Annotated in this window: 12 protein-coding genes; 7 read left to right on the top strand and 5 right to left on the bottom strand. The window is 53.6% G+C overall.

Annotation, left to right across the window (positions count from 1 at the left end; translation table 11 throughout):
* Nucleotides 1-33: 33 nt before the first annotated feature.
* Nucleotides 34-3,501, top strand: a complete 3,468-nt coding sequence (gene mfd, locus AC52W5_RS07200) for a transcription-repair coupling factor (RefSeq protein ID WP_495670513.1) — start codon at nucleotides 34-36, stop codon at nucleotides 3,499-3,501.
* A 237-nt stretch (nucleotides 3,502-3,738) separates the two neighbouring features.
* A complete protein-coding gene (locus AC52W5_RS07195; protein WP_495670512.1) occupies nucleotides 3,739-5,400 on the top strand; it encodes a sensor domain-containing diguanylate cyclase in 1,662 nt (553 codons plus the stop codon).
* A 3-nt stretch (nucleotides 5,401-5,403) separates the two neighbouring features.
* Here the strand turns inward: AC52W5_RS07195 and AC52W5_RS07190 are convergent, their stop codons facing one another.
* Nucleotides 5,404-6,186: an SH3 domain-containing protein gene (locus AC52W5_RS07190; RefSeq protein WP_495670511.1), complete on the bottom strand. Its 783-nt coding sequence runs from the start codon at nucleotides 6,184-6,186 to the stop codon at nucleotides 5,404-5,406.
* Nucleotides 6,187-6,778: 592 nt separating this feature from the next.
* Between AC52W5_RS07190 and serB the strand changes: the two genes are divergently transcribed.
* Nucleotides 6,779-7,609 (top strand): phosphoserine phosphatase SerB, encoded by an 831-nt coding sequence (gene serB / locus AC52W5_RS07185; protein ID WP_495670510.1) that lies wholly within the window; start codon nucleotides 6,779-6,781, stop codon nucleotides 7,607-7,609.
* 44 nt (nucleotides 7,610-7,653) lie between these two features.
* On the opposite strand, the gene AC52W5_RS07180 is transcribed toward serB, so the two are convergent.
* From AC52W5_RS07180 to AC52W5_RS07170, 3 genes are all read right to left on the bottom strand, one after another.
* A complete protein-coding gene (locus AC52W5_RS07180; protein WP_495670509.1) occupies nucleotides 7,654-10,323 on the bottom strand; it encodes a TonB-dependent receptor in 2,670 nt (889 codons plus the stop codon).
* Between the two features lie 122 nt (nucleotides 10,324-10,445).
* Complete coding sequence (locus AC52W5_RS07175) at nucleotides 10,446-11,675, bottom strand: exo-alpha-sialidase (protein ID WP_495670508.1); 1,230 nt, start codon at nucleotides 11,673-11,675, stop codon at nucleotides 10,446-10,448.
* Between the two features lie 152 nt (nucleotides 11,676-11,827).
* A complete protein-coding gene (locus tag AC52W5_RS07170) occupies nucleotides 11,828-13,078 on the bottom strand; it encodes a dicarboxylate/amino acid:cation symporter (RefSeq protein WP_074972200.1) in 1,251 nt (416 codons plus the stop codon).
* A gap of 2 nt (nucleotides 13,079-13,080) precedes the next feature.
* On the opposite strand from AC52W5_RS07170, the gene AC52W5_RS07165 reads away from it, so the two are divergent.
* The 4 genes from AC52W5_RS07165 to AC52W5_RS07150 all read left to right on the top strand — a co-directional run bounded on the left by AC52W5_RS07165 (nucleotide 13,081) and on the right by AC52W5_RS07150 (nucleotide 17,699).
* Nucleotides 13,081-13,263 (top strand): hypothetical protein, encoded by a 183-nt coding sequence (locus AC52W5_RS07165; protein ID WP_495670507.1) that lies wholly within the window; start codon nucleotides 13,081-13,083, stop codon nucleotides 13,261-13,263.
* 48 nt (nucleotides 13,264-13,311) lie between these two features.
* Nucleotides 13,312-14,304 carry an MraY family glycosyltransferase gene (locus AC52W5_RS07160; RefSeq protein ID WP_495670506.1) on the top strand — a complete coding sequence of 331 codons (993 nt, stop codon included), beginning with the start codon at nucleotides 13,312-13,314 and terminating at the stop codon, nucleotides 14,302-14,304.
* A 1-nt stretch (nucleotide 14,305) separates the two neighbouring features.
* Nucleotides 14,306-16,318, top strand: a complete 2,013-nt coding sequence (locus tag AC52W5_RS07155) for a polysaccharide biosynthesis protein (protein WP_495670505.1) — start codon at nucleotides 14,306-14,308, stop codon at nucleotides 16,316-16,318.
* A 112-nt stretch (nucleotides 16,319-16,430) separates the two neighbouring features.
* Entirely contained in the window at nucleotides 16,431-17,699 is a 1,269-nt protein-coding gene (locus tag AC52W5_RS07150; protein WP_495670504.1) for an NAD(P)/FAD-dependent oxidoreductase, read from the top strand.
* A 451-nt stretch (nucleotides 17,700-18,150) separates the two neighbouring features.
* Here the strand turns inward: AC52W5_RS07150 and AC52W5_RS07145 are convergent, their stop codons facing one another.
* Complete coding sequence (locus AC52W5_RS07145; RefSeq protein WP_495670590.1) at nucleotides 18,151-18,294, bottom strand: hypothetical protein; 144 nt, start codon at nucleotides 18,292-18,294, stop codon at nucleotides 18,151-18,153.
* Nucleotides 18,295-18,305 lie beyond the last annotated feature (11 nt).

Here is an 18,305-nt window from a genome sequence, read left to right as displayed (position 1 = left end):
TTGTTAAAACCACCTGGCTCAAATTAAAACAGAATGGCATTCAATCTGACCATTCCCTCATCCGGATCGACTATTCGCTACGGTCACTTTGACGGATCTTCCGACTCGCTTGCCCTCGCCCAACTGGCACTGGAGGCGAAAGCAAAACCCGTTGCCATTATTACGGCGAGCGCTTTGGCCGCCCAACGGCTGCTGGAGGAAATACCTTTTTTTGCACCGGAGCTGAGAACCCGGCTGCTGCCGGATTGGGAAACGTTGCCCTACGATACTTTTTCGCCCCATCAGGACCTCGTTTCCGAAAGACTGGCCACGCTCTACCAGCTCATGAATGGCGCCTGCGACATATTGATCGTTCCCGTCACCACGGCTCTGTACCGCATGCCGCCGCCCGAATACCTTGCGGCACATACTTTTTTTCTCGCTCGCGGCGAAACCCTTGACCTGAACGCGTTGCGCGGCCAAATGACTCTGGCTGGCTACAGTCACGTTACCCAGGTACTTTCACCTGGGGAATACAGCATACGCGGCGGGCTGATCGACCTGTTTCCGATGGGAAGCCCGTTGCCCTATCGGATCGACCTGCTCGATAACGAAATCGAAACCATCCGTACCTTTGACGTCGATACCCAGAGAAGCGTTTATCCCGTCACCGAGATACGACTACTGCCCGCGCGCGAATTCCCTCTCGATGAGGAAGGCCGAACCCGCTTTCGAGGCAAATTCCGTGAAAAATTCGAGGGAGATCCTTCCAGGAGCCTGATTTACAAGGACATCAGCAAGGGCGGCAGTCCCGCGGGCATCGAGTACTACCTGCCTCTTTTTTTTGAGCACACTGCTACACTGTTCGATTATCTACCGCAAACGACGCTGTTGTGCCTGCATCATGAACTATATCAAACGGTAGAGAGTTTCTGGCATGACACTCAGGCGCGGTATCAGCTTCTGCGGGGCGACAGTGACCGGCCGCTGCTGAAACCCGCAGAGTTGTTCCTTACCACGGAAGCATTCTTCGGCGCGCTGAAGCCCTATTCCTGCATTGAGATTCTATCGGAAGACCATGGGACGAAAACCCCTGGAGTCGAAATGCAAGGTTTCAGCATTCCTTTGCCTCCGCTCCAGGTCGATCGCCGCGCCGTGAATCCGGCGGAGAAACTTTCTGCCTTTATTGCCGAATTCGCATCCTCCGAAGGTGGAAGAACGCTGCTCCTTGCCGAAAGTCTGGGCAGGCGTGAGTTGATTGCCGATCATTTGAAGCAATACAGGCTCAATCCGGACATATGCGACAACTATGCGCAATTTGGTGCAAGCGCTAAACCCTTCATGCTCGGTGTGGGGCCATTGCACAACGGCTTCATATACCCGGCGGAAGGAATAGCCTTTGTAACCGAGAGCGAGCTCTATGCAAGACATTTGCACGGCCGGAGTGAACGGGATTCGCGCAAAACCAGTGCGATTGCCGATGCCGTTCTGCGCGATCTGTCCGAGATCAAGGCGGGCGATCCGGTCGTACATGAGCAACACGGCATAGGCCGTTATCTCGGACTCGTCAGTATGGATCTGGGAGAGGGCGAAACGGAGTTTCTGTCGCTGGAATACGCCGGCGGCGACAAGCTGTACGTACCTGTCTCGCAACTGCATCTTATCGGCCGATACAGCGGCGCTTCACCGGAATCCGCACCCCTGCACAAGCTGGGCAGCGGCCAGTGGGATAAGGCAAAGCGCAAGGCGATGCAACAGGTACGGGATACGGCGGCGGAACTGCTCAACATCTATGCCCAGCGTGCTGCCCGCGTTGGACACGCATTTCACCTGAAAGAGCAGGATTACGAGGCCTTCGTCGAAGGGTTCGGATTCGAGGAAACGCCGGATCAGGCGACCGCCATCGCTGCGGTAATCGACGACCTGACCTCTGCCCGGCCCATGGACAGGCTCATCTGTGGGGATGTGGGTTTTGGCAAAACGGAGGTGGCGCTAAGGGCTGCTTTTGTCGCTGTCGCGGATGGCAGGCAGGTCGCGGTACTGGTCCCTACTACGCTGCTGGCGGAACAGCATTTCCAGAATTTTTCGGATCGTTTCGGTCTGATTGCCGAGGAATGGCCGGTTAAAATTGCCGAGCTGTCGCGTTTCCGTTCAGGCAAGGAGCAGGCCCAGGCGCTGGCGGGCCTGGCAGACGGGCAGATAGACATCGTGATCGGTACGCATAAGCTGATCCAGAAAGGTATCAGATTCAAGAACTTGGGGCTGGTCATTATCGACGAGGAGCACCGCTTTGGTGTACGCCACAAGGAGCAGTTGAAAAACCTCCGCTCTGAAGTGGATGTCCTGACGCTTACCGCCACGCCTATTCCGCGCACCCTGGCCATGTCGTTGGAGGGATTGCGCGATTTCTCCGTCATTGCAACGGCGCCGCGACGGCGGCTGGCCATCAAAACCTTTGTAAACCGTTTTTCCGAGGGAATCATTCGCGAGGCCTGTCTGCGGGAGTTGAAGCGGGGCGGGCAGATATACTTTTTACATAACGAGGTGAGTACCATCCAAACGATGCATGACAAGCTCGTCCGCCTGCTGCCTGAAGCGCGAATAGGCATCGCCCACGGACAAATGCGGGAACGCGAGCTGGAACATGTGATGAAAGATTTCTATCAGCAGCGGTTCAATCTGCTGCTCTGTACAACGATCATCGAAACCGGCATCGATGTGCCCACTGCCAATACCATTATCATCCATCGTGCGGATAAATTCGGGCTGGCGCAACTGCATCAACTGCGTGGGCGGGTAGGGCGCTCGCATCATCAGGCGTACGCCTACCTGCTGGTACCGGAGGAGGAGGCATTGGGGGCTCAGGCCAGAAAGCGCCTGGAAGCTATTCAATCCATGGAAGAGCTCGGGGCCGGCTTCTATCTCGCCATGCATGATCTCGAGATTCGCGGCGCCGGTGAAGTCCTCGGAGAGTCCCAAAGCGGCGAGATGCAGGAAATCGGCTTCAGTCTCTATGCCAGTATGCTGGATGCAGCCGTGAGGTCACTGAAGGAAGGCAAGGAACCTGACATGCAGCATCCCCTTGGCGTTGCCACGGAAATCAACTTGCATGTTCCCGCTTTGCTGCCTGAGGATTATTGCAGTGATATACATGAGCGACTGATCCTGTACAAACGCATGGCCAATTGCACTAGCGATGAGCAACTGGATGAAATGCACATTGAATTGACGGACCGCTTCGGCCTGTTACCGGATCCCGTCAAGGCATTGCTCGATTGCCACCGTTTACGTATCGCTGCAGCGCCGCTGGGAATCACCCGTGTTGAGGCAAGCAGCGAATCCATTCTGGTTCAATTTATGCCTAATCCCCCCGTCGATGCGGCAAAGATTGTCGCCCTTCTTCAGCGCAGTCGCGACTACCAGCTTTCCGGACCTGATCGATTGAAAATAAAAACGTGTATCGCGGGGGTGAGAGAACGGGTTGCGCGGATAATAGACTTGTTTACCGAATTGAGCACGTAGGATAGGGTGGAAAGTGACGCATTCTTAGTGATGGAGGCGGGAACGGGATATATCGAATTGCGCGTCGTTCCCGGGGACATTGATTTAGCGATCTGCAGCCCTTATTTCAATCGCTGTTTTTCGGAATAATGCTGCTGAATTTTTGACAGTATTTGTCCGTTAAGTAACCTTTATCCGGAACTCCGTCCAATGACCCTTCTAAAGAGCATTAAGAGCAAACTCGTGGTGTTCGCCAGCATGGCTAAGCTGATCCCGTCGCTGGGGCTCGGATTAAGGAGCATTAAAAGCAAACTTGTGGTGTTCGGCACCATGGCTACGCTAATCCCGTCGCTGGGGCTCGGATTATTGACATTCAGGCAGAGTGAAGCGCAGATCAGCGCCAACGTCACGCGCGAGCTTCGCGCTCTCACGGATTATGCGGGCCGAGAAATAGAATTCTGGCTCGACAGGCGTGTACATGAAGCGCACGTTACCGCAGCATCCGGGGCGGTCATCGAAGCATTATCCGTGTCTTATCAGCGCCGCGCGGATATGTCAGCCAAATATCCGGGAGCCCTCGCGCATTACCTGCAGTCTGTTCAGGGAAAGCTTGATGCGATACGGGAATTAACCGTGATGAACGCATCCGGAAAAATTATCGCCAGCAGTGCCGAAAAACCCGCGGGAGCAACGTTCCCCGATGAATGGCCGCAAAACTCGGTCACGGAAGGCCTTGTGATCGCGCCTCCTCACTGGAACGAGCAGTACAACACTGCGACGCTCAGCGTCGCGGTCCCGATATTGTCATACGACAACGTATTGATGGGCGCCCTGGTAGCCGTGCTTGACCTGCGCAACCTGCAACCCCATTTGAAGAGTTCCGCAATATCGCCGCCCGGCGAAATATTTCTGCTGGATTTAGCGGGTCGGATTCTCATCGGCACCCAGACAGAGGGGGGTACACTAGTTCAACTCGATGCTCCACTGTTGCGGGATCTTCTCGCACGCCCTGGCGAATCCCTGGTCTTTGAGGGATTGACACACCGTGAAGTAATAGGTCTGGCCAATGTCTCCCGTGAATTCTCCCTTACCATTCTGGCGGAACGCGACCGGGCGGCGGTCTATGGCGCCTGGATCGAGTTGCGCAATATGTTCTTGATACTGATCGGCACACTGGTTTTGATAGTAGCCGCCGCAGCATTCGAGATGGGTCGCTCGATCGTCGTGCCACTGCAGCGTCTTATGCGTGCGGCGGACCGGATTGCAGATGGCGATCTGGAAGTGCGGCTCTCCGCGACACGGAACGATGAGATCGGTCATCTCACGAAGGTATTTGATCAGATGGCAGACAGATTACGCCGAAACCATGCCGAAATCATGGCGGCCCATGAAGCCATGCAACAACAAAACCAGGTGCTTGAAACACTCTCGATTACCGATAGCCTCACGGGCCTCTATAATCGCAACAAGCTCGATGCCATCCTGACCGATCAACTCGCCCGATTCAAACGCACGCACCGTCCCTTTGCACTGCTAATGCTGGATATCGACCACTTCAAGACACTCAATGACACATATGGCCATATTACCGGCGATAAAATCCTGGCCAAAGTTGCACAAATACTTCTCCAGTCGATTCGCAGTATTGATTATGCGGCGCGCTATGGCGGCGATGAGTTCATCATCATCCTGGTCGAGACTTACATCGACCAGGCTGTCAAAACCGCTGAGCGCATCCGCACGCATGTGGAAAACCTGACCTACCGAGCTGGAAAATCGGCGATATCAATCACGGTGAGTATCGGAGTCGTGGAGTGCCAACCCGACGACAGCACAACGACAGCTGTATTCTCCCGCGCCGACAATGCACTTTATGAGGCCAAGCGCGCAGGCCGCAATCAGGCATATTTCTCCCGCTAAATCTTATTTGGCAACCATTTCGCTCCCAGGGAGCACCTGCGCCTCCACCAACGTACTGAATATCCATCCCGATCGCCCATCGGCGGTAAGAATTTGCAACCATTCTCCTCTATAGGCCTCCGCCGTCATTATCGACTCTTTTTTCAGCACCCCTAGAATCGGAGCCTTCAGCCCCGGTTTTTCACGCAACTTACTGTTGACACTGGCACGCAGCGGAATGGGTACCTGGAACAGGACGGTGACGTGGTGTGGGTCCGAAGCTTTGCGCTCGCGGTTGTTCCTCATCATGTTGATGAATTCGCGCGCTTGAGAGGCGTAATCCATTGCGGCGGCATAATTGTCTACTGCATATGCGGTAGCCGCCGCGTCCAGCAAGCGCTGGGCCTGGGCTTGCAGAATCAGTTCAGAATCCGTAAAGGAGGAAGACTTCAGGTTTTCCATGACCATTTCAACCTCTGCAATGGTAGAGGCGGCGGCAGGACGGGTGGCAAGCCGCCTGAGCCTGACTTGAGCATGCGCGGCGCGGTTGCTGGTTTCCTGCAACGTCTTCTGCTGATCCTGCTGCCGCACTTCCTGACTGCGAATATAGACCTCTTTCTCTGCCAGCAGCTTCTGCAGGCGTTGAATCTCCTGCTGCTGCGCCTTCCTTTCTGCCCGCAGATTGCTGCAGCCGAACTCAAACTTTGCCATTTCACGGGTGAGAGGAAAACTTCCTGTGGCCTCGGGTGCGGGCGAAGGCACTTTCTGGATATGGCTGCACGCCGCGATATTCATACCAATAAGCACGAATACGACTCGAGCGGATATTTTCTCCGGCCACATTTTCAGATATCTGTAAAGTCTGAGGGCCTGTCTGAGTAATTGCACGATTTTTCAACTCCGATTCTTATATAGAAATACTTTGGGATGATGATTATTACCCGAGATCAGACGCACGTCTGAAAGAACCAATTGTGCGATCTCCGGTTTTAACACGTTCCCGATGATCAATCGAAACTGGAAAAGCTGATATCAGGATTAGGATTATATAACCCTGAAAAGCAGGCTTCTTCGAGAATCAGCCCGGGTTCACATCATTGTTCGAGGGATGGCAAGCGGATCAGGATAGGGAGAGAATGCTTATGGAAGTTATTGGAGATTGATGGCAAAATGCCGGGTTTGTGAGAAATATCCGCTTCCGCTAAAAACACCCGCTTCTTTCAAGCTTTACAGGCGGTAACTGATTGACTTTGATTGCCGCCACCCGCATACAGGGGCAAGGCTCTAACTGCTCCACGCCCATTCGCAGGAAATGCCACTGGCCACTACCGAACAGAGTTCCTTCGGCTTTCCTTGCACGGCTGTTGAACATTCTTGACAATAAATTGGAACAACAAACATGAACCTCATCATACAAGGACTCGAAATCCAGAACAGCGATTTAAGGGAACTGGCGAAACTGGTCGACGCAAACCATATCGAACGTATCACGGGTCAAGCCTTCCGGCTTAAAAGTGCAACCCGGCGGGAAGAAGTGGCCGCATATTGTGCTGAAGCCGGCCTTGATTTTGCTTTCGTCGACCCATCGGCGCGGTTATCCGATTTCGGTCTGGTTGCAATGGATATGGATTCGACCCTGCTCGCGATCGAATCCATTGATGAGATCGCGGATATGCGGGGCGTAAAGGCGCAGGTCGCGGAAATTACCCAGAGGACCATGCGCGGAGAAATCGTCTTTGCCGAAAGCCTGCGGCTCCGAACTGCCTTGCTGGAGGGACTGGATGAAGACGCCCTGCAGCGGGTATATGACGAACGGGTTCGATTGAGCCCCGGAGCGGAAAAAATGCTGCAACGCATGAAATCCGCCGGTCTCAAAACCATGGTCATTTCCGGTGGTTTCACTTTTTTTACCGACAGAGTAAAAACCAGGCTGGATCTCGACTATGCCGCGGCCAATCACATTGAGGTTTTAAACGGCAAACTGACAGGCAAGGTGTTGGGAGATATCATCGGGGCGACCGGAAAAGGCGAAGTGCTGAAAAAAGTGCGCGAAGAACTGGGACTGAAGCGGGAGCAGGTCATTGCCATCGGCGATGGAGCCAATGATCTCAAAATGATGGAGGAAGCAGGCGTCAGCATCGCTTATCATGCAAAACCCGTTGTGCAAGCGAAAGCTACTTACTCGCTCAACCACGTCGGGCTTGATGGCGTCATTAATCTGTTTGAGTGATGGCAGAAGGAGACCGGACAAAACGTGCCGGTCTGTTTACGAGTCTAATAACTGAACGCAGCCTCGACCAGGTATGTGCGTTGCGGATAGGGGTGAAACACCCAGGCCTTATCGTTGTTGAGGTTGCTGATGCCAAATGAAAAACGGCTTTTCAGGCCGTTCTGAAACTTGTACCGATAGCTGGTCTTGAAGTCCATGAAGAAGAAATCACTCTGGGAGCCGAATACGTTGTTTATATGATCCCCGTTGTCTAGATCATTGAATGAATCGCTGGTGTAGCGGCCGGAAAGCGAGATATCCCATGCCTCAGTCATATGATAAGTGCCGAAAAAATTGGCTCGCCAATGGGGAAGGCGGATGCGCTGCTTGCCGGTCAGTTCGAAACTGTCCGGTCCCTCCGTTCCAGAGGGGGGCGGTATATGATTGGGGGCTGTGTAATTGATCCGAGGTCCCCTATCTACCTTGGCATTCATCCATGTGCCGTTGAACATGAAGTCAAACTTCGATCCCAGGATCCGGCGCTGCTCATAGATTAGTTCGACCCCCGTGGTGCTGGTCTGGTCTATATTCTGGAACGAGTTCTGTGTCACCCTACCAAAAAGTGTCTGCACCTGCTGGATAGCATCCTTGATGTCGTCGCGGAAGGCGTTCACTCGAACATAGCCCTTAGGCAGCCCATATTCCACCATCAAGTTGTGGTGTGTCCCGTTCTCCGGCCTAAGGGTCGCGTTGGCGGTAACTATGCTGGTAGGAGAGCTCAGAGACTGGAACAGCTCCGCAATGACAGGAAACCGGTGGGCCCGTCCGAATGAATAGCGCAGTTTCCATGCCCCCGGCTCGTAGCCTAGCGAGACCTTGGGCGACAGCGCCGAGATGTTCCGGTCGGGCACGGCGATGGCACCTTGATTGCTGCCCACGACCCCATCAGAAGCAGCCCACCACTCCTGGCGTACTCCCGCGGTAACATCCCATTGTGGCAGGAAGCGAAAGGCAGATTGCGCGAAAAATGCATGCATCGAGGTCTGGCCATCATTATTGCGATTAGCCTGTAACGGACCACGGGTAAGGGTTGCGTAGTCGGCCAGCTGATATTGTCGGAAGCTCAGGTTGTATTGATCGAAATGGTATCCGGCCAGAAACGATACTTTTTCATTTCCCAACAGCGCAGGTGTACCCAATTTGAGGTCGTAGTTTAGCCAGCTGAATTTGCGAAAATCCTGGAGTTGGCCCGCGCCGATATCAGCTGGATCATTCTGATTGAAAAAGGCGGTGGCACGGATGTCTTTCAAAACGTCGAAATGACTGATGGTCGTATCGATATTCCAGTCAGGGGTCAGGGCACCGCGGAGCGACAAGCCCAGATTCAGCGTCTCACGCTTGTCCTGGCTGCCTCCAAAACCGGATTGGATGACATCGAATCGGGTTCCATCCAGCGAAGCATTGCCGGATACAGCGCAAGTCGGAGGGTTACTTGGATTACACGGATTAGGTCCACCCCAGTAAGGCTGTCCGGAAACTTGCGATAGGTAATTACGGGGCCGGTTTCCATTACGTGTACGATCTTCATAAGCGACCGTGAACAGAGCCTGAAGCTCCGAAGTTATGTCATACCCGAATTTACCCTTGAACAGATGAGTATTTACCTTTTCAGGTCCGGTATCGCCATAGATGATGCTGGGCGTCCCGCGCGCATCCGGGGTTCGGATCCCACCGCTTACCGAAGTTCCTCCGGGAGTGTCGAATAATCCGGTGTTGTCGATGAAATAAGACTGCGGATGGCTCTGCGCTTCCAGCCGGTTGTAGGCAAGAAATACCGTAAACTTGTCCTGAATCCGATTACCGTACGAGACATACTGCCGGTCGCCTATGAACGTCCCTTTGTCCGGCCCATAAATTTTGAACGGCTGAATGAAAAGACTGCTCTCGACGTAGAATTCCTGCTTGTGCGGCATGCGCGTTTTTATGTTGACGACACCGCCAATCGAGTTGCCGCTGTACTCAGCCGAGAAGGGGCCATACACGACATCGACGGAATCAATCTCGTTCGGTCCCACCAGCGACCAGCGCGGCGCACCATTGAAAGATGCCTGCAGGAAGTTGTGCAAAGGCAGACCGTCCGCATAAACCATGTTGCGCGCAGTCGAGAACATATCCGCACCGCGGATGCCCAGAACACCGTTGGGATCACCCACGTAGCGCTGGCGGATTTGCAGGCTGGGCATGTACTTGAGCACTTCTTCCGTGGTCTGCGCATTCTGCCGCTCGATCTGGGCCCGCGTCACGCGTGTCGAGGGGGAAGTAAAGTGCGTATCCCGCTCCATCTCGCCGGTGACAACCATTTCCTTGAAGACGGTTTCTTTTTGAACCACCGGCGTATCATCTTTCTTCTCCTTGCTGCCCTTGTTCTCCCTATCCTCCTTACCCTCTCTATCCTTATCCGGTTTGCCGCTGCCACCGGTTTCATCGATCTGCGGTTGACCGGAAGCCGTTGCGGCTGTCGTTTCTGCGACCAGAGTTCCCGAGCCTGTCTCACTTCCCGCCAGTGAAACGGGTGCATCCGCCTGCGGGGGGTTCATGGATGAACTGTTGCCCACCAGGTGAAATGGAATACTTTTCTGGGAAAACTGTTTCGGCTGCTCTATCTCTTGAACCGCCCACGCTGGTGCTGGCGAGACGCAAAGTAGACCAACCAGAGCAAAAGGAATCCGTTTCATGACCTGAATTATCTTTCTCGATTTATTTTATTATTGATAAGCACAGCCATGCCGGATGCTTACACTCATTTTCCGCGCTACGCATCCGCTGCTCGTTGTCTATACAGAAAAAGGAATTGGGATTAACCGGAATATCGAGCGATCACCCGCTCGATCGGTAAAATACGCAGGCCTTCTTTTGCAGTATTCCAGACGATCAGAACTTTCCTGTTATCGATCAGCGGCACAGGGTAGTCGCTCGCGCCAACGGATTCCATCAGGCGCATCGGCTCACTCCAGGATTCACCACTATCATTCGAGTACATCATCTTTGCGGAATAAGCGTTTCCATCGAATTCGCGCCAGGTAAGGATGACGGTTTCCCCATGGGCAACCACCGAAGCATGGTTTGCCTGCGCGTCTGCGTTGCCTATCGGCCTGGGTTTCGATTCCCAACTGCCATCGATCCGCTTATAGAACAGCCCCTGGCTTGCCGCGCCATTTGTGAACCAGACGAGATGCAACTGCCCCCTTCGGTCCGTCGCAAGGCTTCCCCCATTGTGAGGACAGGCGTCTATCTGCCATTCGTCGCGAGCAACCCTTCTTACGCCCCCCTTATCGAGATTGACGATGGCAAAATCGCGCGTATTGGCGCCAAAAATATTCCGCAGTAAAACGACTGGTCCGTCCCTGGTCCAGGTAAGCGCGGTCCGACAACACTCGCATGTATGTTCCTGGATTCTTCGATTCCGCCCAAAACTCTCGCCATTGTTGAACGATTGCGCGGTATAGAGCGATACACCCCGGTACTCTTCGCCTTTTTCCCTGGCTGCATCGCGATCCCTGGCGTCCAGCCAGGCAACCATCACCCTGCCGTCCCCGTCGATTGCCAGAGAGTCGAAGCGGTGGCTGGTGACGCGACCATCGTCATTGAGGGTAATAGGTACCGAAAACGTCCGGCCCGAGTCGATGGAACGCGAAAATCTCACATTGCCGGAATATTTCTGCGGAAGAACCTGGGTCCAGGTTACAAGTACGTTGCCATCGCGCGCCACCTCGATCTTGGGACGGTTCTCGCCATCGATGGATATGTTTTCCGGTTCAGGTGTTACGACTGCGGGTTCGGAAAAACTGCTCCCGCCGTCTTCCGACCAGGAAACCAGCAAACGCTGGTCGACAACCCTCGCCAACCATAACCGCCCATCCTGATCCAGCGTCACCCCCACCGCCAACGTGGTCTTGGTGGATTTTGGAGAATGCATTGCCGGATGATGATGGATTTCCCCGGTCGAATGCGGCTCTGCTGCAACAACAGCCGGGGAAACAAGCGATGCCAGAAAAAAGAGTCTGGCAAAACGGGGGATGGCAAACATCGACTTCCTCATGGAATAACCACACAAGAATAATCGATTTCGGAAAGGGTGGGAATGTGACAAATTGTCGCACCTGAAGAGCTTTCGGGCATTTTCGAAATGAAGAGTCTTGCAATCCTCCGCTACAGGTGTTGCCAGCAAAATCGGGATGATCAGGAGTCAGGAGGGGACTCCTCCCTCACCCATTTCTGCACGACCAGACTCCCTACCATGTCCCCCTCGACATTGACCGCGGTGCGGAATGTATCCAGCAAGCGGTCGACAGGCAGCAGAATGGCGATAGCCTCCGCCGGCAAGCCGACCGATTGCAGCACGACCACCATGGTGACCATTCCCGCACTGGGTATGCCGGGAGCACCCATGGCCGCCAGCATCGCGGTCAAAAATACAATGGCCTGTTGTGCGAGATTGAGTTCTATCCCGACAAGGTTGGCAACGAACAATGCCGCCACGGCCTCGTACAAAGCGGTGCCATCCATATTCAGTGTCGCACCCAATGGGATGACAAATCCGGCAATGTCGCGTTTGACGTGCAGGTGCTGCTCTACGCAGCGTAACGTGACGGGTAAAGTGGCCGAACTGGAACTGGTCGCAAAAGCTGTTATCAGTGCTTCGCGTGCGCCGCGCCAGAATTTGAGCGGTGTCATTCCCGTGACCAGATAAAGAATCAGCGGAAGCACTACTATCCCGTGCAACAGAGTGACTCCAATCACCAAAACGATGAACTCGACCAACGTGGCAAGCAAAACCATGTCCTGTGTGGCAGCGAGTTTTACCAGCAGCCCCATGATGCCGAGCGGAGCAAGGCGCATGATCCAGCCAACCAGCATCAGCATCAGCTCCAGCAGCTCCTGCAGCAGTATGAGGATATTGGCATAGCGCTCCCCGCCCACCACCATTGCAATGCCCAGCAAGAGTGCGAAAACGACTACTGCGAGCACATTACCCTGAGCCAGAGCTGTCATGGGGTTCTGAAACAGCGAATGAAGCAGTTGCGCAATAAACTCCGTTAAAGGCATCTGCCCGGCCTGAAACTTCTGCATGTCATCCTGGAACATTGCAAGCTGCAACCCTTCTCCGGGACGGACAATGTTGGCGGCGGTCAAACCCAGCAGAACAGCCAGTGCCATCGAAAGCAGGAAAAAACCAAGCGTTGCTTTCCATACCTTATGCATCTGCTGGTGCACCCGCAAGTTGGCCACGCCCACTGCGATCGATGTAAACACGAGCGGAATGAGCACCATTTTCAGCAAGTCGATAAACAGCGTTCCCAGCAGCTCGGCGGCATACAGCCCGGCCTGGAAGGTAGCTGACTCTTCATCGAGCAGGGATAAACCCAGACCCAGGAAGAGTCCGGCGAATACGCCCCATAATATCTGGGTATTGAGTGAAGTTTTTTTCATCGATGTTTTTACGATTGCGCTGCTATGTGCGCACGCGTACAGACGCTTCCGGGATGACGCGCAAGGATAACGCGTCCAGTCCTGAGCTGGAAGCAGAGTATGCACTGTCCATGAGTGCTGGCGGAGGATGGTCGAAAATCGTTATTATTGACCACTTTCTCCTGGGGTGGATGAAATGGGGCTGAGGTATCCACGCTTACGCGCTCATAAATCATCAGCGCTATAATTCCATCATGATTTCCGGCTCCTCGATTCCATATCTGATTCCCCCATTCATAGCGTTTATCGTGTCGCTAGGGATGATTTCGTATCTGATCAGGGGGAATATTCTCAAGGTACTGGATCAGCCGAATTCCCGATCGCTGCACACCCGTCCCGTTCCTCGCACAGGAGGTCTGGGACTGATATCGGGAGTTCTCATTTCCTGGGCGTTTCTGCCTGTCAGGCCGGCATTGTTGATATGGGTAGCGATCGTGCTGCTGGTAACGATATCTTTCGCCGATGATGTCCGCGGCTTGCCTGTATGGCCAAGACTTGCCATGTATATGGGACTGGGAGCCTGGTTCTCCGCCATGACCCTCGCCGCTACTCACGGCTGGGTTGTCGCGGTAGCAGCCACGCTTGCCGTTACCTGGATGCTCAACCTCTATAATTTCATGGATGGTTCGGATGGATTGGCAGGCGGCATGACCCTGATCGGTTTCAGTTGCTATGGGGCGACTGCATGGGTTTCCGGAAACGAGGCCTTTGCGATTGCCAACTTCTGCATTGCCGCGGCAGCAGCGGCTTTTCTATTGTTTAATTTTCATCCCGCGCGCATTTTCCTGGGGGACGCCGGCTCGATTCCGCTCGGATTCCTTGCTGCGGCCTTGGGTATGACGGGATGGATGAATGGGTGTTGGCCCCTGTGGTTCCCCGTGCTCGTATTTTCGCCGTTTATTGTCGATGCTTCCGTCACATTGATAAAGCGCGGGCTGCGGGGAGAGAAAGTCTGGCAGGCGCATCGGGAGCATTATTACCAGCGCCTGGTGCGCAGCGGCCTGGGCCATCGCAATACAGCTCTGATCGGTTACATTCTCATGGCGGCCTCAGCGCTCAGCGCCCTCTGGACAGTCCGGCAACACACTAGCGTTCAGTTCGGGATGGTAACGGCATGGATCGCAGTTTATTTCATCATGATGCGCCTTTGCGATCGCCATTTGCGGCAGGGCGCTGACGGTTCATAACATGCCGACACCCAAACTCAACATAAGAACGGTTATTGCATTCGGGCATGATGTTGTAGCTGCTGCTATCGCCTGGTCGCTGGCTTATCTGTTCCGCTTCAATTTCGAGATACCCTTCGTTTATCTGGCATCTTTAGAAGAGATCCTGCCGTGGGTGGTCCCGATACACGCGGCGGCCTTCTTATTCTTCGGCCTTTATCGTGGACTCTGGCATTACGCAAGCCTGCCTGATCTGCGGCGCATCCTGTTCGCCGTATCCGCCTCGGCCACAGCCGTTCCATTGGTGCTATACATGTTGCAGATACTGGTCGGTGTTCCCAGAACGGTGCTGATACTGGCTCCCATCCTGCTGCTGTTCATCATGGGAAGCAGCCGTCTCGCTTACCGGTTCTGGAAGGAACACCGGCTCTACAGCCAAAGTAAAGCGGGGGGCAATCTCGTCCTGGTGATGGGAGCAAGTGATGCTGCCGTTGGCCTGGTAAAAGAGTTGGCGCGCAATGTGGAATGGCGCGTCGCAGGTTTCCTTGATGATGATCCGGCCAAGCAGGGGCTGATGCTGCACGGATTCAAAGTACTGGGCCGCATAAACGATCTGCCGGTGGTAGCCCGGAAACTGGGTGTCGCGCACGCCATCATCGCCCTCACCTCCTCCACTTCAGAGCGCCGCAAATCCTATCGCGCCCGCTCTGACCGCCGCCGTCCCGACCGCCTCCTGCGCGACCGCCGGCGGGCCTTGCAAATGTGTGCGGCGGCAGGGGTAAAGGCCTTGACCGTCCCTTCCTATAACGACCTGATCAGCGGCAACATCAAGGTGTCGCAAATCCGGACAGTCGAGCCGGAAGATCTGCTGGGGCGGGATCCCGTCGTGCTGGATAACGATGGGCTTCACGATTTGCTGACCGGAAAAACTGTGCTGATTACAGGCGCGGGTGGTTCGATCGGATCGGAATTGTGCCGGCAGATCGCCAAATTCACCCCGGCCCAACTGGTGCTGTTCGAATTGAATGAATTTGCGCTATACAGCATAGAGCAGGAATTCCAGGCTGATTTCCCCGAGATTCCCATGATATTCGCCATTGGTGATGTCAAGGATGAAGCGCGGCTGTCCCAGGTATTCCTGCAATACAGGCCAGCTCTCGTGTTTCATGCTGCCGCCTATAAGCATGTGCCCCTGATGGAACAGGAAAATGCATGGCAGGCAGTGTTGAACAACGTCCGCGGAACCTATGTGCTGGCGCAAGCCGCGATCCGGTACGGGGTGGAGAAATTCGTACTGATTTCGACCGACAAGGCCGTCAACCCCACCAATGTCATGGGCGCGAGCAAGCGCCTGGCTGAAATGGTGTGCCAGGCGTTACAGCAGTCGATTGCATCCCCTGACAGTCCTGCCGAAAATGTCTCCGGCAGAATTGTTTCGGGTGGCAGGCTCGAAAGGAGGCAGGAGCCGCGATTTGTCATGGTGCGTTTCGGTAACGTGCTGGGCAGCGCAGGCAGCGTGATTCCCAAGTTCCGGGAGCAGATTGAAAAAGGGGGACCGATAACGGTAACCCACTCGGAAATCACTCGTTATTTCATGTCCATACCTGAAGCAGCGCAGTTGGTGCTACAGGCGGGGTTGATGGGCGGCAAGCGGCGTGGGGACGAAATTTTCGTGCTGGATATGGGTGAACCGATCAAAATCGCCGATCTTGCGAGAGATCTGATCCGTCTTTCCGGATTGAGCGAGGATGAAATAAAAATTGTCTACAATGGCTTGCGTCCCGGCGAAAAACTCCATGAAGAACTGTTGGCGGATGACGAAAATACGCTTCCCACACCCCACCCCAAATTGCGTATCGCACAGGCGCGCCAGGTAGACAAAAAATGGTTGGCGGCTCTGATAGCATGGCTTGACGAGCATCCGGCCCTGAGTGACGAAGAAGTCAGGCGGGAACTGCCCAGATGGGTTCCGGAATACTCGAGCGCGGAATCAATTGCTCCTGTTTCCCAAGTGCTCCAATCCCGTATTGCATAGGCGTTGCTTCTCGTTGCATTGCCATTGCAGCTTTTGATCAAACTTCTGCTCCAGATCGGAGTATTGATAAAGAATTGCAGCTATCTTCCCGTTCATCTCTGTCAATTACCACATGATGAAAACCAGAATCACTATTATCGGTGGCGGCTTTGCTGGACTAAACTTAGTCAAGCATTTGGCTGGGAAAGAGGAATTTGATGTAACGCTGGTTGACATGAATAACTACCACCTTTTTCCTCCGCTTCTGTACCAGGTTGCGACCGGCTTCCTAGACGTGTCCAATATCGCATACCCCTTCCGAAAATTTTTCCATGGCAAGGAAAACATTCACTTCCGGCTGGGCAAATTGCAAAAGGTGATGCCGGAAGACAACAAGGTGCTGCTGTCCACGGGTGAGTTGGCCTACGATCATCTTGTTCTCGCCACGGGCACCGAGCCCAATTATTTTGGTATCGAAAATATCCGTCGGGCTGCGCTGCCCATGAAGACGGCAGATGATGCTATAGAAATACGAAATTACATGCTTCAAAAAATGGAAGAAATAACTATTGAGCCTGATGAAATGAGAAGGAAAAAACCGTTTTCGGTCGTAATTGCCGGGGGTGGCCCGACGGGAGTTGAAATTGCGGGCATGTTGGCAGAGATGCGCAAGAAAATCCTGCACAGGGATTATCCTGAATTGACTGGTCTCCAGCCACGGATTCACCTTGTTGACAGTGCACCCGCTCTATTGGGCGCTATGAGCGTTCAATCGCAAAAATATACCTACGAAGTGCTGCTGAAAATGGGCGTTGAAATACATCTGGATGCCCAGGTGAAGGATTACATAAACAGTACCGTGATTTTCTCCGACGGAAAAACCATAGAGACGCAAATCCTGCTGTGGACAGCAGGCGTGACTGCGAGGATATTCGAAGGCCTGCCCCAGGAATGTTATGGACGAGGTAACCGCCTGCTGGTGAATGAATATAACAAAGTCAGCGCAACAGGGAACATCTACGCCATAGGCGATACTTGCCTGCTGACCTCGGATAGAAATTTTCCCCAGGGGCATCCCCAGCTCGCGCAAGTAGCGCTTCAGCAAGGCAGAAATCTGGCTGCCAATCTTGTTGCCATCATCCGTAACCAACCTTTGACATCGTTTACGTACAATGACAAAGGATCGCTGGCTATTATCGGCAGAAACAAGGCCGTGGCAGACTTTCCCACACCCGCCTTGCATCTCAAGGGGTTCATGGCATGGGTAATCTGGTTATTTGTACACCTTTTTTCTCTTGTCACCTATCGCAACCGGTTTATGACACTAACAAACTGGGCAGTTGCTTTTTTCACCAAAGATCAATCATTGAGAATGATTATCAGGCCTCGATCAGATCAATAGAGCAGCAGAATGGAATGATTGCACAACGCCTGTTGACGACGATGAGAACGCGCAGGCTCTATCCCCACGGGTTGCAGCGAAGTCGATATCCTTTGTGATTCAGGGTTGGCCCTTGGAACTCATGATTTAACTATAAGAGCTGGTTATAGGAATATGGGAATATGGGAACCCGGATTCATCTAAACTGCTGATAATCCGGCTTCTTATTGAAGCAGGACAGGTATATCAGGTTGATTCTCGGTTTGACGACTGCCAGAAACGTTGGCCTTCTTCCTCAGTCAGAATTGACTTGCTCACGCACTATATCGGGAGAGTGAACGCAGTCATCTCGAACTGAAAACGAAATCCTGTTCGGCATGTACGGGATAATTCCTCTTTTTGCCTATCTATAGTTAATGCTTAAAAAGTGATCTCACTTCACAGAGGGATTAACGAATGGTAGTGCGAGCACCTAAAAACCCGGCTTCCTGCTTTTCAACCACGCCTCAAAATCACTTGGCATCATTGGTTTGGCGTATAGATAGCCTTGGCTTTCCGCGCAATTGATGTCTTGAAGAAAGCGAGCTTGCGCTTCTGTCTCTACACCTTCCGCCATTACACGTAAGC

The sequence above is a fragment of the Nitrosospira sp. CT genome (assembly GCF_059489795.1).
This window is presented reverse-complemented; position numbering and strand designations above follow the sequence as displayed.